Origin of the sequence: Corynebacterium tuscaniense DNF00037 (assembly GCF_000759055.1) — a bacterium.
GTDB lineage: Bacteria > Actinomycetota > Actinomycetes > Mycobacteriales > Mycobacteriaceae > Corynebacterium > Corynebacterium tuscaniense.
The window spans coordinates 1-20,936 of the sequence record NZ_JRNG01000031.1 but is presented as its reverse complement, the minus strand read 5'-3'; the positions used below and the strand labels follow the sequence as shown (position 1 = coordinate 20,936).

The following is a 20,936-nucleotide window of genomic DNA, read 5'->3' as shown; positions in this document are numbered from 1 at the left end:
CCAGTTGGATGGTTTGAACCAGCAGATTAATGCTCGTGTGCAAGAGGAGATGCGTCGTCACGGGCAGAATAATTCTGATGATCATGGTGTGCATGGTCGTATTGGTGAGAGGCACGATCGGGTCAATGAGCAGTACGGTGAGCAGTTCGGTGAGATTGGTCGTCGTCTGAATGAGGCCAATGGTCAGTTGCAGGGGTTTGTGAATGATCCGATGGTGCAGAAGTTGGGTCAGGGTGCTGGTGTGATCCTGGCGCTGGTTGCCGCAGGTTTCGTCCTGTTTGACTGGTGCAGCAATGAGGTCGGTGAAGCGAAGACCTCCATCAAGGGTGATGGGTCTTCTGAAGATGGTTCCTCCCACGACAGCGCAGATGAGTTTGCTAAGTGAGCCGTTCTAGGCACTGCCCAGTGAGGCGGTTTCTCGCCGGCTGATAGCTCAACGGTCGTTCAAGCAGATGCTTGGGCGGCCGTTTGTCTTATCGACGTGTGTGATCTGGCACACTATCCACATGCGCGAAACCAGTCAGTCGAACGACTACATCTTCGTTGATGCCCCTGTTGTTCTACCGGATGGAACGATGTCACCGGTGTATGTCTTCCCGCCACAACGTGTGGTGGGGAAGGAGCCAAAGCCACTGGTGGCTATTTGGCCGGGCTTTGGCATGGGAGCACGGTATTTTCGGCCGACGGCACAGGAGTTGGCCAACAGAGGCTACCCGGTGGTGATTGGGGAGCTCCGCGGGCAGGGGAGGAGTAACGCGAAGGCGACGCGCCGATCGCGCTGGGGCTACCATGACACTGCGTCGCAAGATTACCCAATAACTATCCGGGCAGCGAAGGAAGCGTTGGATCTGCCGGAGGATTATCCGACATTGCTTCTGGTTCATTCCATGGGCGGCCAGGTGGGGTCATTGTTCCTTGCCCGTCCAGAGGCAAAGGAGCTGAACGTGGTGGGAATGATGGGTGTGGGTGCCGGTAGCCCGTACGTGGAAGGCTTTGTGGGTGCGGATCGTCGCCGGGTGGCCTATGGCAGTTTGTTCATGTCGGCGGTGTCCACGCTCTTTGGGTTCTGGCCAGCGGGGCGGGTGGATCTGCCTGGGTACGGCCGCCAGTCAGATGTGCATGTGCGTGAGTGGACGAGGTTCTGCCACAGAAATTCGTTGGCCAATCTGCGGGGGCAGGACATGGATTATGAGGCAAGGATGAAAGAGGTCACCGTGCCTATCTTGCTCACCCGGTTCACGGATGATGAGGACTGCACTTTGGCCTCCGCCGCGTGGCTGGCCGAAAAGTTCAACCCGGATCTTGTTCACGTTGAACAGATCAACGGTGGCCTTGGGCACACGCGCTGGGCGCGCACACCGGGGCGGGTTGCGGACCGACTAGATCGCTTCGTGGAGGCTCTATAGAGGCTCAGTAGAAGCTGTTCAAGCCTCTACAGGTTGGGCGGTGCGGGTATCTACTGCGCGTCGAGGGCCTGCTGCCAGAAGTCCGCTTCCAGGCGGGTGGCGGTGCGGAAGATATCCAGGAGGCGCTCGTAGCGTTTCGTGCCCGTGATGTTGGTGGCGGGGGTGGCCAAGAGATCGTCGAGAAGCGAGGTCATGTACTTGGCCTGATTCTGGAAATCGTCGCCGGAGTACTCCTGGATCCACTCGGCGTACGGATGATCCGGGTCTGCGGCGAGCTTCGGCTCCAGGTAGGTGCCAATTTCGGCGTAGCCGATCTGGCAGGGGGCCAGGGCGATCTGCAGCTCCAGCAAATCCCCAGCCATGCCGGTGTCCAGCACGTAGCGGGTGTAGGCGACGGTGGCCTGCTTCTCCGGCGCGGAGTCGAGTTCCTCGCTGGTGATGCCCCAGCGCTCCGTCAGGCGGCGGTGCAGATTCGTCTCATGGATGGTGGCGGACAGACCTTGTGCGGCTGATTCCACCTCACCCAGGGTGCGGGCCTTATAGGCGGCCAGCGCGTTAGCGCGGGCGTACTGCACGAGGAAGAGGTAGTCCTGCACCAGGTAATCCTGGAAGACCGGCAGTGGCAGCGTGCCCTGGCCGAGGTCCTCCACGAACTTGTGGTGAATGTACGCGTCCCACTCGGGGGCATCCTGCTTGAGTAGCTCCAGAAGATTCATCGTCTTAAACCTCGAGGGGTTGCTCGTAGGAATTATTGAAAAAGTCCAGTTCAAGTGCCACGGCACGGCCAAAATAGTCGCTGATGATCTTGCGATCGTCCTCGCTGCGCTGGCCCAGGCGGTCCACCTCACTGCGGAGGAAGGCCACGAGGTCGTGGAATTCCGGGTAATCGTGCAGCTCAATCCACTCGTTGTGCACGAAGCTCTCCGGGCGTTTTTCCGGGGCCTTGATGGCCCAGTCGAGGTAGAGCCATTCCGCCACCACGAGCACACCAAGTGCCGCGGCGTAGGAGCGGGTCTCCGCTGCCTCGCGCATCAGGCCGGTGAATCCCACGCACGCGGGGGAGTCCGGAGTGTTGGCACGCAGCTCCTCGGTCACACCCAGCGCCTCAAAAGAGCGCAGGAAGTACGTGTTCTCATCCCCGGCGACCTCGCCGATGAACTGGGACAGACGCAGGCGTGGGGCAAGATCGTCCGCCGTGGACACCGCTGCGCCGAGCAACTGCAGGAAACTGTCCAAAAAGCGGTAGTCCTGCACCAGGTAGCCGGCCATGACGTTGTTGGGGATCGTGCCGCTAAAAAGCTCCTGCACAAAGCGGTGATTGATGGCGGCGTCCCACGTTTCGCGGTGAGCGTCGCGCAATTCTTCTGTGAATCTAGGCATTGTTCCCCCAAAGATTGTGGAAGTGGTGGACAGGGCCGTGGCCTTGGCCCACATTGAGCTGGTCAGCGTGCTTGAGCGCCGCCGTGAGGTATTCTTTTGCCTCACGCACCGCGGGCTCCATGTCCATGCGCGGCAAACGCGCGGCGATGGCGGCGGACAACGTGCAACCAGTGCCGTGATCATTCGTTGTGGCAATGCGCGGGGCGGTCAGTTCGACGCGCGTGTCCGGGCCCGCCAAGATGTCGGTGCTCAGCTCACTCGTGTGTCCCTCCAGGTGGCCGCCTTTGAGCAGCACCCAGTCACACCCAAGAGCAAGAAGCTTATCGACGTTCCCTCGCATCTCATCCACCCCATCCATCTCCCCCTCCAAACCGAGGAGCACGGACGCTTCGGGCAGATTCGGTGTAATTAACGTGGAGCGGGGCACCAGCTGCTCACGCAATGCGCCTTCCGTATCCGCGTCGAGCAAACTATCCCCACTTTTAGCCACCATCACCGGGTCAAGAACCACCGGGCAGGTTGCCCGGTCGGTGTATGTGTCCAAGGCTTTCGTGATTGCTTCGATGATGCCGGCGTTGGCCACCATGCCAATCTTCACTGCATCCACCTGAACGTCCTCGAACACTGCTGCTGCTTGGTCAAAGACGAAGTCCGGGTCCATCGTTCGGATGGAGCGCACGCCTTGGGTGTTCTGAGCCACAACAGCGGTGATGACGCTCATGCCATAAGCGCCCGCGGCTGAAAACGCCTTCAGGTCAGCTTGGATGCCGGCCCCGCCCGATGGGTCCGTGCCGGCAATAGTTAGAACGTTAGGTATGCGTGTTATAGGTACACGTGTGTCAGTCACAGACAATTCCTCCGCGAATACTAATTCGATCAGGTTCAACGGGTGTGATCTCAGCCGCCTGTGTGCGGCACCCCGTGTCTTACAAAGGCTTAGGCTACCAAGCTCCTGGTAGCCATGGGCCTATTTAGGTGGCGATTATGCCTGAGCGTGTTCTTCCAGGACCTCGCCCAGCTCCGGCAGCGCCGGTGTCACAATGCCGGCGATCTTTCCACGCATGGAGGAGTACACCTTGCCCACTGCAGCCGGTGCCTTGTCTGCAAACGCATCGCCGATCTTGAGTACTGAGTCAGTCACCTCATCCTTATGTGCCGCGAGGTAGGCGCCGAAATCGTTCTGGCCCGCGTCGCCCTTGTAGGTGGCCCAATGCGGGTTGAGTTCCTTCACAATGCTGGGCAGCACCTGCTGGATGCCCTTTGTCAGTGCGTCTGCGTCAGCTTTCTTCGCGGCAGCCAGCGCCGACTTCACTGCCATACCGGTGAGTCCAGACAAGTTGTCCGTGGTCTTTTCTGCCAGGGCAACGAGACTTGCCACGACCTTTTCGCGGACGGGGCCTTCAAGGAGTGAGTTCAAATCAGTCATGATCTTTACTTTAAGGACTTCCCGTCCGTGAGGACATAATCAGGGCTCGGTCGGGTGCTTCGGGGGTAGTTCCGGGGGCTGCACGAGAAAGTCCCGCTGACCAACTCGGCCAGCGGGACTGAAAGGTTAAGTTGCAGTTCTTCCGCCACAGTTCCACTTGGCTATTTAACACCAGTCACTGCAACCACAACAGCAACAAATGTAACAGGCTGATCGTGGATACGCCACACGGGGGTATGTAGGGCCCGGGAGATCCGGGGATTTAGCGGTTCTGAGGCTGCTGCGGTGGGAGGAACTGCTCCTTGAGGCGATCCAACTCTGCCTTTACCGGCGGGATCTGGGCGACCAGCACCAGCACACCTGCTGTGGCGGCGAAGGCGAGGAACAGGGACAGTGGTGCGAGACCGGTGTAGGCGCTGCCAAATGGTGGCTGTTCCGGCAGCTCCACTCCCGGTGGAAGTTCCCCGGCATTGTCCTTGTTCTTCCGTACGGAGTCGGTGGAGCTGCTGGTGGTCTGCTCAGCAGCTACAGCGGTGGGGGCGACCAGCAGGGATGCGGAGAGGGACGCGGACAGTGCGGCTGCTAGGGCAGTAGACGTGAGCTTCTTCATGCCAGGGATCTTACCCCGGAGAGATTGCCGCTGAAAGTGATCAGGTGTACCAGCCGGTGTTAGCGGCGCAGGTAGATTTCCGTGGCGACAATGGCGAACTCCTTGTTAAAAGCCGTGAGCGGTTCCAGGCGTTCGATGCCGCGGGCAAGAGCAGTGGCGGCTGCGGTGGGGGAGTCGAAGACGGGGATGCCTTCGATCCGTGCGCCGGGGATGGCAGCGGCAGCGCAGATAGCGGAGAAACTACGAACGGCGGTGGACCACTTCGCGCAGGCCTCATCAGCGATGATGAGCAGTTGTTCGGGACTAAGGGGAGTCATCGGCTCAGCGTTTTACTCCGCCTCATGCGGCCGCGCCCGGCGGATGCGGGCGGCCAAGGCGGGGCGGCCGGGGATGGTGTGTTGGGCGAGGGAGTGCACGGAGGCGTCGTCAAGCAATCTGGAGGCGGCAATGGCGATGGAGCGCTTCGCTGCTTCTTGCTTGCTGCAACCCCACGCACTGGCGAGTAGAACGAGGGCGCGATCCTCTTCAGCGGACAACCTGAGCGTCATAGCCATGGAGCGATGGTATCACTCTGATACCGCATGGCGTGGGCCCAAAGGCGCAGAAGGCGCGTAAACTGCCTAGAGGATCTATCTCTAACCGAAAGGCCAACACCTTGAGTGACGATATCTTCGGCGGTGAGGCCGGCGACCGCATCCTCCCCATTGACATCAATGAGGAGATGCAGACCAGCTACATCGACTACGCCATGAGCGTCATCGTCGGCCGCGCACTACCTGACGTGCGCGACGGCATGAAGCCGGTGCACCGCCGCATCATCTACGCAATGTATGACTCCGGCTACCGCCCGGAGCGTTCTTATGTAAAGTCCGCGCGCCCGGTGTCTGACACGATGGGTCAGTTCCACCCGCACGGTGACTCCGCTATTTATGACACGCTGGTGCGCCTCGCCCAGCCGTGGGTCATGCGCTACCCGCTGGTAGACGGCCAAGGTAACTTCGGCTCCCGCGGTAATGACGGCCCGGCGGCCATGCGTTACACGGAGTGCAAGATGACGCCACTGTCCATGGAGATGGTGCGCGATATCCGTGAGAACGCCGTCGATTTCTCCCCGAACTATGACGGCAAGGCGCAGGAGCCGGACGTGCTGCCGTCCCGTGTTCCGAACCTGCTGCTCAACGGATCTTCCGGTATCGCCGTGGGTATGGCCACCAACATCCCGCCGCATAACCTGGGCGAGCTGGCGGAGGCCATCTACTGGATTCTGGACAACCACGACGCGGATGAGAAGACCACGCTCGATGCGTGCATGGAACGCGTCAAGGGTCCGGATTTCCCCACCGCCGGCCTCATAGTCGGTGACCAGGGCATCAAGGATGCCTACACCACCGGCCGCGGCTCCATCCGCATGCGTGGTGTCAGCGAGATCGAGGAAGTGGGCACGCGCCAGGTCATCGTGATCACGGAGCTGCCGTACAACGTCAACCCGGATAACTTCATCTCCGGCATCGCCGAGCAGGTCTCCGCGGGCAAGCTCACCGGCATCTCCAAGATCGAGGACGAATCCTCCGACCGCGTGGGCATGCGCATCGTGATCACCCTCAAGCGCGACGCCGTGCCGCGCGTTGTGCTGAACAACCTGTACAAGCACTCGCCGCTGGAATCCAACTTCAGCGCCAACATGCTCTCGCTTGTGGACGGCGTGCCCCGCACCCTCCGCCTCGACCAAATGCTGCGCTACTACGTGGCCCACCAAATCGAGGTCATCGTCCGCCGCACCCAGTTCCGCCTCGACGAAGCGGAAAAGCGCGCGCACATCCTGCGCGGCCTGGTCAAAGCGCTGGACATGCTCGACGAGGTCATCGCGCTCATCCGCCGTTCCCCAACGGTCGACGAAGCACGCGAAGGCCTGATGAAGCTTCTCGACGTTGACGAGATCCAAGCCGACGCCATCCTCGCCATGCAGCTGCGCCGCCTGGCAGCCCTGGAACGCCAGAAGATCGTCGATGACCTCGCCGCAATTGAGGCCGAGATCGCCGACTACAAAGACATCCTGGCCAAGCCGGAGCGTCAGCGGGCGATTGTGGCGGAGGAGCTGAAGGAGGTCGTCGATAAGCATGGTGATGAACGCCGCACCCAAATCGTCGCCGCAACCGGCGATGTGACCGAAGAAGACCTCATCGCGCGCGAAAACGTCGTGGTCACCATCACCTCCACTGGCTACGCCAAGCGCACCAAGGTGGACGCCTACAAGTCGCAGAAACGCGGCGGCAAGGGCGTGCGCGGCGCTGAGCTGAAGCAGGACGACGTGGTGAAGAACTTCTTCATCTGCTCCACCCACGACTGGATCCTCTTCTTCACCAACTTCGGCCGTGTTTACAGGTTGAAGGCGTACGAACTGCCGGAGGCCGGCCGCACCGCACGCGGCCAACACGTGGCCAACCTGCTGGAATTCCAACCGGAAGAAAAGATCGCGCAGATCATCCAAATCCAGACCTACCAGGACGCCCCGTACCTGGTCCTGGCCACCCGCGACGGTCGTGTGAAGAAATCCCGGCTGACCGACTACGAGTCCGCGCGCTCCGCCGGCCTCATCGCCATCAACCTCAACGAAGGCGACGCCCTCATCGGTGCATCCCTGGTCAGCGAAGACAGCGACATCCTGCTCGTTTCCGAACAGGGCCAGGCCATCCGCTTCACCGCGGACAATGACCAGCTGCGCCCCATGGGCCGCGCAACCGCCGGCGTGAAGGGCATGCGCTTCCGCGGCGACGACCAACTGCTGGCCATGACCACCGTTAAGGACGGCGACTACCTCCTCGTGGCCACCTCCGGCGGCTACGGCAAGCGCACCCCGATCGAGGAATACTCCCCGCAAGGCCGCGGTGGCCTTGGTGTCATGACCTTCAAGTACACCCCGAAGCGCGGCAAGCTCATCGGCGCCCTGGCCGTGGAAGAAGACGACCAGATCTTCGCCATCACCTCCGCCGGCGGCGTCATCCGCACCGAAGTCAACCAGATCCGCCCGTCCTCGCGCGCCACCATGGGCGTCCGCCTCGTGGATCTTGCCGACGATGTTGACCTGCTGGCCATCGACGTCAACGTCGAAGACGAAGGCGAAGAAGAAGCCACCGCAGTAGCCAAGGGCGAAAAGACCCTCGAGGACGTGGCGGGTGCTGCTCCCACGTCTTCCGAGTCCGCACCGGCGGAGTCTGCTTCGGAATCTAAGGAGTAACCCATGGCTTCACGCAAAGTGACCGTAACGCAGGTCGACCCGATGAGCGCCTTCAAAATCAGCATCTGCATGGCGCTCGTCGGCTTCGCCGCGTGGCTCATCGCGGTAACAATTCTGTACATAGCCGTCGACGCCTTCGGCGTCGTCGACTCCATGAACTCCCTGATCAGCGGCGTAGGTGGGGACACGGCGATTAACTTCCCGTTCGTCCTCGCGATCGCCGCTCTCCTCGGCGCCATCGGCGTGATGTTCGTGGCACTACTGGCCCCGCTCACCGCCTACATCTACAACGCCCTCACCGGACTTGTCGGTGGCGTTGACGTGCAGCTGGCTAACAACCGAAAAACACACGCAGTTTAGGACGCTAACCAGGCGATTTGTGTTTGTGCGGGTCGCCTGGGTAATGTTCTAGAAGTTCCGAGCGGGCCTATAGCTCAGTCGGTTAGAGCGCATCGCTGATAACGATGAGGTCGCAAGTTCGATTCTTGCTAGGCCCACCAATTCGGAACAAAGGGGCATTAGCTCAATTGGTAGAGCGCCTCCCTTGCAAGGAGGAGGTCAGGAGTTCGATTCTCCTATGCTCCACAGCACGTGGAACCCGTCAGCCGTGATTGGCTGGCGGGTTTCCGCATTCTCCCCCGACCCTCGCCTGCGCGTACCAGACTTAGAAATTGTCCCCTTTCGGGGGACGCCGACGCGGGAGGGCGGCCGGTTAGCTGACATCCATGGTGAAGAAGCTCAATGCGCAATGGATTCCGGCTTTCGCGTCGACACGGATTACGCCGGGGATGTGGGTTTTTGCCACTGTGTATGTGGCGTGGGGTGTGCGCGGCTATTTCTTACGCGTTGAACCACCCGTTGCTGCGCCGGCCAATGTGTTCATCGCGTGCGTTGGGGTGTGGGCGTTTTGGGGTGTGATTAGGCATGATGCGCGGGGTGTGCGAGAGGTGGTGCGGGGACCGTCGATAATGCTCAAAGCTTTGGGGCTTTTCTTCGGAGCGCTGCTGGTGGGCAGTCTGGTTTTCAGCGTGCTGCACGGCGTCCTGGGGTTGGACGATTATGTGTTGCGCAACGATGCCGCAGTGGGTGATGTGTTCTCACGTCTTCCGGCGCCGGTCAGCCTGTTGTGGATGGGTGTTGCCGGCCCTCTGGGGGAGGAGTTGTTCTTCCGCGCGTTTTTGATGCGACTGTTTCTACGTTGGTGGTCGCCTGTGTGGGTGATTGCTGCGTCATCGCTCATCTTCGGACTGGTGCACGCCGATGGATTGACAGCTGCCGAGTTGGTGTTTGTGGTGCCGCATATTTTTGCAGGGCTTGGTTTCGGGCTGATCGCTTGGAAGGGTGGTATTGTTCTGTCATTTCTGCTGCATGCAGGGATGAACTCCTTCTCGTTGCTTTCTCTTCTGGCTCAATGATGAATCGCTTTTCATTGCTTATCGACGCCTCCGTGGCCACCCTCATCACCACCTGGCTTTGGCTCCCGCGTGGGGGTTACACCGTGGGCAGTGTTGCGCTGTGCGTTGGTGTTGCGGTTGCGGTTGCGCTGAGAAGACGGTGGCCACGGGCGGTTCCGGTGGTGGTGTTTGTCGCGACGGTTGTGGGCTGGTCGCTCGGCAGTATCAATGACCCTTTCATTGCTTTTTCGTGGAGCCTCATCCCCATCGCGGTTGAACATTGGCGCGCCATCCGGCGCTGGCTGCCTGCCCTGTGGGTCGCAGTCATCGCAAGTGCGCTCATCGCTGTCGACGGTGTCGGGGTACTGGGCGCTGCACCGGTGGCAGTGCTGGTCAGCCTGATCATCGCTGAGGCCGAGGGCCACCAGCGGCACCTGGATACCCGCGAAACCGAAGTCGCGTTTGCGCAGCATACCGCCCGTGAACTGCATGACGGCATAGGCCACAGCATGTCTATCATCCGGGCTGAAACAGGGCTGTTACTGATGTCACCACAGGTGGCCCAGAGCGCGGGGATTCAAGACTGCCTCACCCGCATTGACCGGCATGCCGAAGCCGCTTTTACCGCGCTGGGTCAGATCGTGGAGGCCTACACCGGTAGCGGGGAAAGCTCGGGTGGTTCGCTTGAATCCACCGCTGCGCTGACCATCCACGAGGTCATCGCTGCCGACCGGGCTGCTGGTTTAGACATCACTGTCCACGGTTCAATTCCCGGAGGTGAGATACCCGTGCAAATTGTGCAGGAGATGGTGAGGAATGTGAGGCAATATGGCGCTAACAAGCAATGCGCCCTGCATTTTGAACACTGTGACGGGCAATGGGTGGTGCGCTGTACAAACGCCGTCGACCCAGCCCGGGGCGGAGGATTGATGAACCTCACGGCTCGCGCGGAAGCCCTCGGCGGGAGCGCGCGGTGGGGCTGCGTGGACGGCTTGTTTAGCGCGGAGGTCTGCCTTCCCGTCACGCCTGAAAGGCAAGTACAAGCATGACCCGTCACACCATTGTGCTTGCGGATGACAACTCCGAACTCCGCACCATCTACCACCGCGCCATCGACCTGACCGAGCACCTCCATGTGGTCGGCGAAGCCAGCGACGGTGCGGAGGCCGTCCGGCAAATCAACCTGCGCCAACCCGCTGTTGCGCTCCTGGACATGCGCATGCCCGAACTGGACGGGCTGGGGGTCCTCGGCGCGGTAGATACCCAGAAGACGAAAGTAATTGTTTTCACCGCATTCAACGAGGAACGCTACGTCGAACCCGCACTACGGCTCAGTGCCGCCGGCTTCCTTCTGAAGAACTGCTCGCCCCGCGATGTACTCGCCGGCATTGACGCAGTTCTTGAGGGCAATGCGTGCCTAGCCCCCGAAGTAGCACGCCGGGTCCTCGACACAATGCAGTCCCAGGCACATGACAAGAACACCACCCGCGCTGCGCTCCTGCGTGTGCCCCTCAGTGACCGTGAACGCCAAGTCATCCGCCTCCTTTCCCGTGGCATGAGTAATCGCGATATCGCCGCCGCCCTCGTCGTGGAACCCGAGACCGTGCGCACGTACCTCAAACGCATCTTTGCTAAAACAGGGATAACCAACCGCACCCTCCTCGCCGTCGCCGCGTTGGAGGCCGGCTTGGATCTTTAACGTGGCTGAAGGGGCCTGGCCGGTCCACACTGTGAACGAAACTGTCAAAGTGTTCATCCTCTTTCGGACTTTGATTCGCAGTTTGAGGCGGGGTTGTGCAAAGTGGCCTCGCGCGCGCCGGGTTTTGGGTACAAAGAAAGAAAATTTCATGCACAAAATCTAGAAGGGTGGAAATATGCGCAGAAGCTTATCGACGGTTGCTGCGGTCAGCTTGACCATTGGCCTCGGGGTGACGGGTTTGGTGCCGGAGGCGGCGGCCACACCATTTGGGTCGGTGGCGGATCTGACGCCGATGTCCTCGGTGAAGGCGGGGGAGCCGATGCGGGACGTGGCTCCGCGCGAAACAGCGGTGTACCGCAGTGGTCTGCCAGCGGTGGCGCCGAGTGGTGAGCCCGGCACCGTCCTGGCGGAGGTGCCACTGGATGCGCGAGTGGGGTTGAGCAGCGCATCGAAGCAGTTCAGGGTGGCGTACACGACGGTGGATCAGCACGGACAACCAGCGACGAGCACCGGAGCAGTGTTCTTGCCCAAGGGGGAGAAACCCGAGGACGGTTGGCCGGTGCTGGCGTGGGCGCATGGGACGGTGGGGTTGGGGGATGAGTGTGCGCCGTCGATAAACGCACGATCGGCGCGTGATGCGGAGTACCTCAACCGTTGGCTCGACGAGGGGTACGCGATCGTGGCCACGGATTATGTGGGGCTGGATTCGCCGGGGCTGCACAGCTACCTGAACGGCAAGGTCGCGGCGGCGAACGTGGTGGATTCCGTGGCGGCGGCGCACGCGATGGCGGGCACGCAGGGACCGGATGGATCGGTGCTGGCTAAGCGGTGGGCCGTGATTGGGCAGTCGCAGGGCGGGGGAGTGGCGCTGCACGTGGCGCACCGTGCGACGCCGCGCAGCCAGCAGCTCGGCTTGGACTACCGCGGTGCGGTGGCCACGGGCGCGCCGGCATACGTGGAGGAGATCATCATCGCTGGTGGGCCCACCTTCCCTCCGGTGCCACTGCCAGCGGCGCTGAGCACCTATGGGCTGTACATTCTGACAGCGGTGCAAGAGGCCTACCCGCACGTGGATCTGGATTCGGTGCTGACGGAAGACGGGAAGCGCATGCTCACGGAGGCGAAGAAGAGCTGCTTCCAGGAGGTCCGGGACGCGGCAGCGGGGACGAACCTGGCGCGGGCGTTTTCCAAGCCACTACGCAGCGTTCCCGGTCTGGAACAGGCGACGCGTGACCTCATGGGCACCCCCGTCGCTGGATATGACAAGCCGGTGTTCCTCGGCCACGGTCTCCAAGACCAGGACGTGCCCACCCCGATCGGGCTCATTCTGAACTCAGAGATGTGGCTGCGGCAGTTTATCGGTTCGGAGCGGAACCAGAAGGTTGTGGTCAAGTGGTACCCGGCTGATCACGGTGGGACGGTGAACATGTCCACAGTGGATTCGGTGCCGTTCCTGCGGGAGATTCTGTCCTAGCGCGTGCGCCTGCGGGGTGGTGCCCGCTATCGGATGCGTGGCCCCACAACGCAGACTGCAATGAATGAACTGCAATAAACCAGGTGGATTCGCGGGCAGCTACCTAGTCGGCGAGCCGCGACCTGGCTTATTTGAATTCGTTTATTGCAGTTCATTCATCATGGTTTGCACCCCAACCCCGAGCCTTGCACCTACCTGAGTCAACGTGGGTATCACTTTATTCACGTGACATGGGGCACCGGCGTCATGAGGGGGCGGCTGAGATAACACTCGTCGAAGCTGCTCTACGAGTGTTAGACCTCGAGTTCGGGGTGGATGTGCTTGTCCACCACGACGCGTTCCTTCCAGAAGCCAGCCATGGCGATGAGGAAGGACACCACACCCACCGAGGTGAGCACGGTGAGAGCAACGGTGACGCGGTGATCCCCAGGGGCGGTGCCGAAGAGCACGTGGCGCATGAGGTCCACAGAGAACCGCATGGGGTCCCAGGAGTGCACCCACTGGATGAACTTCGGTTGCACCTCCGGCGGGTACAGGCCGTTGGACGCCACGAGCTGCAGTGACATGAGGATCATGGTGATCAAACGGCCGGTGGAGGGCCCGAAGATGGCGTAGATAGCCAGGATCGCCGTGACAAAGATGATGGCCACGTACGCCAGGGCGAAGAACATCTGCACCGGGTGCTCCGCATTGACGCCGAGGACGAGGTTTTGCATCCACCACAGGTGGAAAGCCTGAATCACACCCAGGGCGGCGGCGGGGATCCAGGAGCTCAACACCACGCGCAGCGGGCTTACACCGGAGTCAATGGCGCGCCGGGAAATCGGGTTGAACACCATGAACATGATCAGCCCGCCGAACCACAGAGAGAGGGAGAGGAAGAAGGGGGATAGGCCCACGCCGAACAGGGAGACATCATCCCCGGCGTTTTCCAGACGGACGGGGGAGCTGGCTACGGAGGAGGCGGAGTCGAGCTTTTTGCCGTCAAAACGCGGGACCTGGTCAGCGCCTTCGTTGAGTTTTAACGCGAGTTCACCGGAGCCATCATCTAGTTGTACAAGGCCGCTGTTCAGCTCATCCATACCGGCGACAAGTTGTTGGGTGCCGTCTGAAAGAACGTTGGAACCTTCGGACAGCGTGCGCACGCCGACGACGAGGCGGCTCGTGCCGTCACTGAGCTGGGAGGTGCCCGTGAGCAATTCCCCGGAACCATCATGAAGCAAGTGCAGAGCATTAGACAGAGACTGCGCACCGTCAGCAGCGGCATTGATACCACCCAAGAACTGAGCAGCCGGGTTATTTAGCTCATCCGACAGCCTGAACGCGCCGTCTTTCAATGCGCGCAACTGGGTGATTGTGGCCGGGTCCAGTGCAGTATCGATCATCTGCCGTGCCTCTGGGTTCACCGGAATACCAGCTGCTTCCTGGGCCTGGCGTGCTTGTGCCACAAGGTCACGTGCAGCCGGGCCACCCACCCGCTCTAAGTCCTCAATCGCGCGGTCAAGTGCACCATTGATCTGGTTGTATGCATCCTGCAATCCGGCAATCTGATCACCCACGGAAGTGACTCGATCAACGCCTTCGGCGATGGCGGCAGCACCCGCACCCAGTTCGTTGGTGCCATCGCGCAGGCGGCCTAGCCCGTCGGCAAGTTTATCGGCACCGTCGGAGGCTTGGCCGAGACCGTCGTTGAGGCGCTGTGCGCCATTATTAAGCTGGTGAGCTCCGTCGTCGAGCTGGGTGACACCATCGACGAGGTCGGGCACTTTCTGCACCGCGTCCTGCACGCCGTCGTTGAGTTTGTTCGCGCCGTCGTCGAGGCGTTGGCTGCCGTCGCGGGCTTTGCCGGTGCCGTCGTGAAGCTTGTCCGCACCTTCACCTGCTTGGTCCATGCCATCGCCGATGGTGTTGAACCCCATGAACATCTGGCGCGAAATCTGCTCGCCCACGGTCCCACTAATCACCGAGGTCATCACGCGCGTGACCTGGTTACCCAGCATGGTGGGGATGAAGCCGTTCGTGTTATTCAACGTCACGTTGATCTTCGCCGGATGGGGGTCATCCGAGTTCACACTCACTGCGGCTTCGGAGAAGTTCTTGGGAATCTCCACGCCCAGGTAGTACGTGCCGTTGCCAATGCCCTCGATGGCATCCTGCGCCGAGACTTCCACGAAGTTCATCGGCTCAACCTTGAGCAACTCCTTGGTCACTTGGTCGCCCGCGCGTACCTCCTGCCCATCAGGGCCTTTGGCACCCTCATCGGAATTGACCAATGCCACCGGGATCTTGTTCAGGTTTCCCAGTGGGTCCCAGTAACTCCACACGAACAGGCCACCGAAAAGCAGCGGCAGCAGCGTAATGGCAATGAGCGCCAGCGGCGGCAGCACACCCCGCAGAAGTTTGCGGAAGTGCGTGCCTACGTTCAGGCCTGAAATCATGCGTTCACCTGCTCTTCCTTTGCGTCCTTGGAGGCCTCTGAGGCCTCCAAGGCGTGCCGCAGATCCACAATCGCATCCGCGTGGTTATCCGGATCCTCGTTGACGGAGTTGACCAACACCGGCAGGTGCTGGGACACCTTGACCAGGTCATCGAGCACTTCCGCGCGCAGGCGGAGGCTGCGGATCTGATCAATATCGTCGATCACCAGGGCCTTCGCATCCGGCCGCGAGACCAGCGCCAGCAGCACGCGAAGGCGGAACCGGTCCTCCACGCTCAAATCGCCGATCTTGCAGGACACGTCCAGGTCTTCCAGGCTGAGCACGTCTAGCCACGGCTCGACGTTCGGGTGTGCCAGCACATCACGCGGGACACGTTTGAAGAAGGGCTGACTCCAGGCGATCTGTTCTCGCAGGATATGGCGGGTGTCCATTTGGCGTTCAAGGCCGTCGAGCATGGTCATCCCGGCCATGGCCACGTCTTTGAAGCGCTCGCGTGGAGTTGTGTCCGCCCCGCTCAGTGCAATCGCGCCGCTGTACTGCTTGAATCGTCCCGCCAAGGTCATGCACAGCGTTGATGAGCCTGACTCGCGCTCCGTGATCAGCAGAGTCAGGCCGTCGCCAATGTTGAACGTCAGCGGTTCGTCGCCTTTGCGGACGACAAGGTCCGTCACGTGAAAAATGGGTTCCACTTGTATGTGCCCCTGTAATTCTTTCGAAGTCTAAGCGGAGGATAGACTATCAGTTCTCCTCCGGGTATCATTCACCACGAGTTTATCTAAGTCAAGGCGGATATCATGCGATCGGATGCAGTGTTAAGGCGCAAAAAGCTTATCGACGCCGCCTGTACCCTCTTCCGCTCCCAACCCTCCACCACGGTCACCCTCGAAGCCATCGCATCCCGCGCCGGGGTCGGTATTGCTACCCTATACCGCAACTTTCCTACCCGTGGTGACCTCGACGTTGCCTGCGGTATTCAGATGCTCACGGACATTGGGTTGCTCATCGAGGAACTCAAAGAAAACTTCCACACTGACCCCCGCGCCCAGTGGGACAGGTTTGTATGGAGGCTCCTTGATTTAGGTGCATGGCCACTCGTGGCGGCCATCGCGGCGGAAGACCTGGCTAAAAATCCCGAGCTAGCAGCCAAACGAGATGAAACCATCGCGGCCTTCCAAACCGCCCTTGACCTCGCCGTTCCCGCCGGCCTGGTTCCGCGCGACCTGACTCCACAGGAATTCGCCGAGGAAGTCTTCGTGGTCACCCGCCCACTCGGCGGCAAGCTCGGGGAACACCACCCCGACGTCCAAAACCGGCTGGTGGGTCGTTTGCTCACCGCATGGCGGAATGCGGACGAGCTACATGTTGGCTAGCTACATGTTGTTGCGCGGCTCAGTTCCCTCACGCTGATCATCCGCCAGAGCATCCAGGCTGGACAGCTGCTCATCGATGCTGGCCAGCAGCTCCTCATCCCGCTCCGCTGGCTCCTCGCTGAGCGGGCCGTGGTGGCTTCTGGCCTCGCTGCTGGCATTGCTGGTGCCGGTTTCGGCACCAGCAAGGCGATCACGGGTGGTCATGGGAGCCGGCACCGAGGGGGATGCAGGCTTCGCAGGGGCGGTGGGCTTGGCGGGGGCCGACGCGTCCTCACGGAAGAGGAAGTACCACACCGCACCGGCGATACCGGCGAGCAGACCCAGCACGCCGACAGCGCGGCCAACGTTGCTCTTCTTTTCTTTCTTCTTCTGCTTCTTGGCCAGCTTCTCTGCTGCCTTCCGCGCTTCCTTCTCCTCCTGTTCCTTGCGGAACTGGGCGCGGCGAGCATCCAAACGGTCATGCGCCGCGCGGGTCAGCGCACCGGCTTGGAGGCGTGCTGTGTCGAAAGGCTCGCCCTTCTCATTCGTGCTGGCCGGACGTGCCAGGGCGCGCATCGCCTCATAGACGTCACGCTGTTGCTCATCATTCATGTCGCGGTAGCGGCCGTAAAGGAGAGACGCTGCCTTGTACGCCATACCAAGAGTGCGAAGATTCATGCCGGGGATCTACCTTTCAGTCGGTTGTGTGCCTACCACCCTAATGAAAACTCACAGAGGACTAAGCGGTGCCACAGTTGCCGCAAAAAGTGGACCGAGCGGTTCATTTTGAGAGCCATGCGGGAATTTATATTCATCACAGAATCGTCGATGATCTGCACTGATAGAGCGTGGGGGAGGGGAAGAGATTGGCCCCTTTCACCCGTCACACTAGATTCACAAACATTCACGCGCTGAGCCCAGCCAGAATGTATTACTCATCGACGAGCCGAAAGGACTCCTTCGTTGACTGAAGGACATTTCTCGTCGAGGCTGTCTGCATCCGCGCCTTTGGACCTCCTCGACGAAGCAGCAGAAACGTTGCCCACCGAGCACACGCACCGTGCCGGCACAGCACTGAGCTTCGAGCTCATCCCGCCACGGCATGACGCAGACGAGGCGAAACTTAATGACCTCATCGCCGGCCTCAACGCCTACGAGCCGGACTATGTCGCCGTGACCAGCTCCCACCGCTCCGGCTGGTTGGAGGGCACCGCCGACTTCATCGCTCGCCTCAACGCGCAGACCAACCTGCGCACCATTGCTCACCTCGCCTGCACCGCGGGCACCGAGGAAGAGCTCGCGGACTGGATCCGCCGCCTCATCCACTCCGGCGTGCGCGGTTTCCTCGCCCTGCGCGGGGACCTGCCCGAAGGCGAAACTAGCCTCCCAGACGGCTACCTGCAGTACGCCACCCAACTTCTTACCCTCATCCAGGACATCGAGGACGAAAACGCGTACCGCCTCGCCGCCGGCAAACTCGCTCTCTCCGTGGCGTGCTACCCCTCCGGCCATGCCGAATCCGCCACCCCGGACCTGGACCTGGACGTGTTGCTGTCCAAGCAGCGCCTCGGCGCGGACTTTGCCATCACCCAGCTCTTCTTCGAGGCAGAGGACTACCTCCGCTTTGTCGGGCAATCCCGGATGGCGGGCGTAAGAATCCCCCTGATCCCCGGCATCATGCCTATGACCAGCCTGAAAAGGGCTCAGCGCATGGGCGTGCTGTCGGGGATTGAGGTGCCGGAAAGGGTCGTCGAAAAGCTGCAAAATGCCGAAGACGAATATGAGGCCGGCATGGAGCTGACCGTCGAACTCGCCGCAAAACTTCTCGACGCCGGCGTGGGCGGCCTCCACATCTACACCCACAACAACCTCGCAGTGACACAAGACCTACTGTCACGGCTCGGCATAGAACCCAAAAACTAGGAATAAAGGAGTAAAAGTGACCACTTTCCCCAAGGCCACCATCGAGGGCTACCCTCGCATCGGCGAAAACCGCGAACTCAAGCGCGCACTCGAGTCCTACTGGGCTGGGCGTATCGACGCGGAGACCTTCCGCACCACCACCCGCGCCCTGCGCATTGACACCTACAACCACCTGCGCGACCTCGGCCTGACCGAGGACTACGCCATCCCCGCGGACGTGGCCTACTACGACCAGGTCCTCGAGACCGGCCTGACCGTCGGCCTCATCGCCGGCGGCACCGACCTCGACGAGGAATTCGCCCTCGCCCGCGGCAACGACACCCGCGTACCGCTGGAAATGACCAAGTGGTTTGACACCAACTACCACTACCTCGTGCCGGAGGTTGAGGCTGGTCAGGCCATCACCCCGGCGCCGGAGCGCGTGCTTCGGCTTGTCGCCGAGGCACAGGAAGCCGGACACAAGGTCCGCCCGGCACTTGTCGGCCCGGTTACCCTGCTCGCCCTGTCCAAGCCTGTCGAGTGGTCCCTGCTGGACTCCCTGGTGGATGCCTACGCCACCGTTTTCGCTGCACTGAAGGAAGCCGGCGTCGAATGGGTCCAGGTTGCAGAACCCGCACTGGTCGCCGACCTGTCCACCCCGGACGCAGAGCTGGCCAAGTACACCGAGCAGGCATGGTCCCGCCTTTTGGGCGCGGAGAACCGTCCGAAGGTTTACGTGACCACCCCGTACGGCTCCGCACGCAAGGGCCTCGACGCCTTGGCTGCTGTTGCACCGGACGCTGTCCACGTTGACCTGTCCCCGTGGACCCTCGACGCTGACGCCGACTACCCCTCCCGCGTCGCCGCAGCTTTCGCCGGCAAGAACACCACCCTCGTTGCCGGGCTTATCGACGGCCGCAACGTCTGGGCCGCCAACCTCCGCGACAAAGTCGAGGTGCTGAACAAGCTGGGCGCCACCTCCGTGTCCACCTCCACCTCCCTCCAGCACGTGCCGCACACCCTCAACGCCGAGAGGAACCTCCCGGTTGAGGTCGCACCGTGGCTCTCCTTCGCCGACGAGAAGATCGAGGAAATCAAGGCCCTCGTCGCCGGTGAGTCCGAAGCACCGGAAGCCTTCGGCCGATCCGACCGCGCAGCACGCACCCGTGCGGAGTCGACTCGGATCCACAACGCGGACGTCGTGAAGCGTGTTGAGGCCCTGCCGTCCGGCACCGTACAGCGCCAGCCGGAGTTCGCGCAGCGCCAGGAAGCCCAGAAGGCACTTGGCCTGCCGCTTCTGCCCACCACCACGATCGGGTCCTTCCCGCAGACCACCGAGATCCGCAAGGCACGCGCCGACCACCGCGCCGGCGAGCTCACCGACGAGCAATACAACGAGGCCCTCAAGCAGGAAGTCAAGAACGTCATCGAGCTCCAGGAGCGCCTTGGCCTCGACGTCCTCGTCCACGGCGAGCCCGAGCGCAACGACATGGTGCAGTACTTCGCCGAGCTTCTCGACGGCTTCGTTGTCACCGAAAACGGCTGGGTCCAGTCCTACGGCTCCCGCTGCACCCGTCCGCCAATCGTTGTTGGCGACGTCTCCCGCCCGGAGGCCATGACCACCGAATGGTCTGCCTACGCCCAGTCCCTGTCCGACAAGCCAGTCAAGGGCATGCTCACCGGACCCGTCACCATCCTGGCCTGGTCCTTCAAGCGTGACGACGTCCCGCTTAGCGTCTCCGCCGACCAGATCGGTGTGGCCCTGGCTGATGAGGTTGCTGACCTGGAGAAGGCCGGCATCAAGGTCATCCAGATCGACGAGCCAGCCCTGCGCGAGCTCCTCCCGTTGCGCGCCGAGGACCGCCCGTCCTACCTCGACTGGGCTGTCCGTGCCTTCCGCCTCGTGTCGTTGCAGGCAGAGCCTTCAACCCAGATCCACACCCACCTCTGCTACTCCGAGTTCGGCCAAATCATCGACGCCGTCGCCGGGCTCGACGCCGACGTCACCTCCATCGAGGCCGCACGCTCCAAGATGGAACTGCTTGAAGACATCGACGAGACCTTCCACTCCGAAATCGGCCCCGGCGTGTGGGACATCCACTCCCCGCGCGTCCCGTCCAAGGAGGAAATCGTCGAACTGATCAAGGCCGCCCTGGTCAACGTCCCGGCTGACCGCCTCTGGGTCAACCCGGATTGTGGACTGAAGACCCGCGGCTACGCCGAGGTCGAGCCGTCCCTGGTCAACATGGTCGCCGCCCGCGACGAGGTCGTGGCAGGGCTCTAGTCTCCGCCCGCCCGCGCCTCATCATCGCGTCCTGGTCACCGCGCCGTAGTCATCGCGTTGCAGTGACCTTGCCCCGGTCAGCCTTTCTGGCGGCCGGGGCTTGTGTGTCCATGGGCCGGTTTGATTTTCCGGTTGGATGATCGGGTTGGATGACCCGGTTTGACGATCGCCCCGAACTGCGAACAGTGTCCTGGGGTTTTGCCCCGCGGCGATCGCCATCGTCAAACCAGCTTTTTTTGGGCATGGCGAAAGGCCAGCTGTCGCTGGCTTTCGACATGTGGTGCGTGGTGGTGGTTTATCTGCCGTCTACCTGCCGTAGAGGAGCGTCATCGCTCCGTA

21 protein-coding genes, 2 tRNA genes and 1 riboswitch are annotated in these 20,936 nt (G+C 61.6%); of the genes, 13 read left to right on the top strand and 10 right to left on the bottom strand.

The genetic code is table 11. The features are described from left to right. Both HMPREF2129_RS11140 and HMPREF2129_RS07640 read left to right on the top strand, forming a co-directional pair. Positions 1-385: hypothetical protein (locus HMPREF2129_RS11140; protein WP_198021538.1), on the top strand; the 385-nt coding region annotated here is incomplete at its 5' end. 121 nt (positions 386-506) lie between these two features. Further along, entirely contained in the window at positions 507-1,406 is a 900-nt protein-coding gene (locus HMPREF2129_RS07640; protein WP_052093002.1) for an alpha/beta fold hydrolase, read from the top strand. Between the two features lie 50 nt (positions 1,407-1,456). Here the strand turns inward: HMPREF2129_RS07640 and tenA are convergent, their stop codons facing one another. The 7 genes from tenA to HMPREF2129_RS07605 all read right to left on the bottom strand — a co-directional run bounded on the left by tenA (position 1,457) and on the right by HMPREF2129_RS07605 (position 5,376). Beyond that, the gene (gene tenA / locus HMPREF2129_RS07635; protein ID WP_034665025.1) at positions 1,457-2,122 is read right to left on the bottom strand and encodes a thiaminase II; all 666 of its coding nucleotides are present in this window, start codon (positions 2,120-2,122) and stop codon (positions 1,457-1,459) included. A gap of 4 nt (positions 2,123-2,126) precedes the next feature. Continuing rightward, a complete protein-coding gene (locus HMPREF2129_RS07630) occupies positions 2,127-2,786 on the bottom strand; it encodes a TenA family protein (RefSeq protein WP_034665023.1) in 660 nt (219 codons plus the stop codon). Then, a complete protein-coding gene (gene thiD, locus HMPREF2129_RS07625) occupies positions 2,779-3,633 on the bottom strand; it encodes a bifunctional hydroxymethylpyrimidine kinase/phosphomethylpyrimidine kinase (protein ID WP_084576674.1) in 855 nt (284 codons plus the stop codon). Before thiD ends, HMPREF2129_RS07630 begins: the two co-directional genes overlap by 8 nt. Next, a riboswitch (TPP riboswitch) is annotated at positions 3,622-3,718 on the bottom strand. It overlaps the preceding gene by 12 nt. A 50-nt stretch (positions 3,719-3,768) precedes the next feature. Then, entirely contained in the window at positions 3,769-4,212 is a 444-nt protein-coding gene (locus tag HMPREF2129_RS07620) for a DUF6918 family protein (protein ID WP_034665020.1), read from the bottom strand. 262 nt (positions 4,213-4,474) lie between these two features. Continuing rightward, positions 4,475-4,822, bottom strand: coding sequence for a hypothetical protein (locus HMPREF2129_RS07615; protein ID WP_034665018.1), 348 nt, complete (start codon positions 4,820-4,822; stop codon positions 4,475-4,477). A 59-nt stretch (positions 4,823-4,881) separates the two neighbouring features. Next, positions 4,882-5,139: a hypothetical protein gene (locus tag HMPREF2129_RS07610; protein WP_034665016.1), complete on the bottom strand. Its 258-nt coding sequence runs from the start codon at positions 5,137-5,139 to the stop codon at positions 4,882-4,884. 12 nt (positions 5,140-5,151) lie between these two features. Continuing rightward, a complete protein-coding gene (locus tag HMPREF2129_RS07605; protein WP_034665013.1) occupies positions 5,152-5,376 on the bottom strand; it encodes a hypothetical protein in 225 nt (74 codons plus the stop codon). A gap of 167 nt (positions 5,377-5,543) precedes the next feature. Here HMPREF2129_RS07605 and gyrA point away from each other — a divergent pair, with 167 nt between their 5' ends. From gyrA to HMPREF2129_RS07565, 8 genes are all read left to right on the top strand, one after another. Further along, positions 5,544-8,057, top strand: a complete 2,514-nt coding sequence (gene gyrA, locus HMPREF2129_RS07600; RefSeq protein ID WP_408605839.1) for a DNA gyrase subunit A — start codon at positions 5,544-5,546, stop codon at positions 8,055-8,057. A 3-nt stretch (positions 8,058-8,060) separates the two neighbouring features. Next, positions 8,061-8,417, top strand: coding sequence for a DUF3566 domain-containing protein (locus HMPREF2129_RS07595; protein WP_034665008.1), 357 nt, complete (start codon positions 8,061-8,063; stop codon positions 8,415-8,417). A gap of 63 nt (positions 8,418-8,480) precedes the next feature. Beyond that, positions 8,481-8,557, top strand: a tRNA-Ile gene (locus HMPREF2129_RS07590). Between the two features lie 12 nt (positions 8,558-8,569). Beyond that, a tRNA-Ala gene (locus tag HMPREF2129_RS07585) sits at positions 8,570-8,642 on the top strand. Between the two features lie 140 nt (positions 8,643-8,782). Continuing rightward, positions 8,783-9,472: a CPBP family intramembrane glutamic endopeptidase gene (locus HMPREF2129_RS10670; protein ID WP_052092996.1), complete on the top strand. Its 690-nt coding sequence runs from the start codon at positions 8,783-8,785 to the stop codon at positions 9,470-9,472. Continuing rightward, a complete protein-coding gene (locus HMPREF2129_RS07575; protein ID WP_034665006.1) occupies positions 9,469-10,500 on the top strand; it encodes a histidine kinase in 1,032 nt (343 codons plus the stop codon). Before HMPREF2129_RS10670 ends, HMPREF2129_RS07575 begins: the two co-directional genes overlap by 4 nt. Next, the gene (locus HMPREF2129_RS07570) at positions 10,497-11,150 is read left to right on the top strand and encodes a response regulator transcription factor (RefSeq protein WP_034665003.1); all 654 of its coding nucleotides are present in this window, start codon (positions 10,497-10,499) and stop codon (positions 11,148-11,150) included. Before HMPREF2129_RS07575 ends, HMPREF2129_RS07570 begins: the two co-directional genes overlap by 4 nt. Positions 11,151-11,325: 175 nt before the next feature. Next, the gene (locus HMPREF2129_RS07565) at positions 11,326-12,624 is read left to right on the top strand and encodes an alpha/beta hydrolase (RefSeq protein ID WP_034665001.1); all 1,299 of its coding nucleotides are present in this window, start codon (positions 11,326-11,328) and stop codon (positions 12,622-12,624) included. A gap of 293 nt (positions 12,625-12,917) precedes the next feature. Here the strand turns inward: HMPREF2129_RS07565 and HMPREF2129_RS07560 are convergent, their stop codons facing one another. Both HMPREF2129_RS07560 and HMPREF2129_RS07555 read right to left on the bottom strand, forming a co-directional pair. Continuing rightward, the gene (locus HMPREF2129_RS07560) at positions 12,918-15,062 is read right to left on the bottom strand and encodes a YhgE/Pip domain-containing protein (RefSeq protein ID WP_052092995.1); all 2,145 of its coding nucleotides are present in this window, start codon (positions 15,060-15,062) and stop codon (positions 12,918-12,920) included. Beyond that, a complete protein-coding gene (locus tag HMPREF2129_RS07555) occupies positions 15,059-15,751 on the bottom strand; it encodes an ABC transporter ATP-binding protein (RefSeq protein ID WP_052092992.1) in 693 nt (230 codons plus the stop codon). The genes HMPREF2129_RS07560 and HMPREF2129_RS07555 overlap by 4 nt, the downstream gene beginning before the upstream one ends. Before the next feature lie 105 nt (positions 15,752-15,856). On the opposite strand from HMPREF2129_RS07555, the gene HMPREF2129_RS07550 reads away from it, so the two are divergent. Next, positions 15,857-16,432, top strand: coding sequence for a TetR/AcrR family transcriptional regulator (locus HMPREF2129_RS07550; protein ID WP_034664998.1), 576 nt, complete (start codon positions 15,857-15,859; stop codon positions 16,430-16,432). Here HMPREF2129_RS07550 and HMPREF2129_RS10665 read toward each other — a convergent pair whose 3' ends face one another. Next, positions 16,433-17,089 (bottom strand): flagellar basal body-associated FliL family protein, encoded by a 657-nt coding sequence (locus tag HMPREF2129_RS10665; RefSeq protein WP_052092990.1) that lies wholly within the window; start codon positions 17,087-17,089, stop codon positions 16,433-16,435. Between the two features lie 285 nt (positions 17,090-17,374). On the opposite strand from HMPREF2129_RS10665, the gene HMPREF2129_RS07540 reads away from it, so the two are divergent. Both HMPREF2129_RS07540 and metE read left to right on the top strand, forming a co-directional pair. Then, complete coding sequence (locus HMPREF2129_RS07540) at positions 17,375-18,334, top strand: methylenetetrahydrofolate reductase (RefSeq protein WP_034664996.1); 960 nt, start codon at positions 17,375-17,377, stop codon at positions 18,332-18,334. Between the two features lie 16 nt (positions 18,335-18,350). After that, a complete protein-coding gene (gene metE / locus HMPREF2129_RS07535) occupies positions 18,351-20,597 on the top strand; it encodes a 5-methyltetrahydropteroyltriglutamate--homocysteine S-methyltransferase (RefSeq protein WP_034664993.1) in 2,247 nt (748 codons plus the stop codon). The last annotated feature ends 339 nt before the right edge of the window (positions 20,598-20,936 follow it).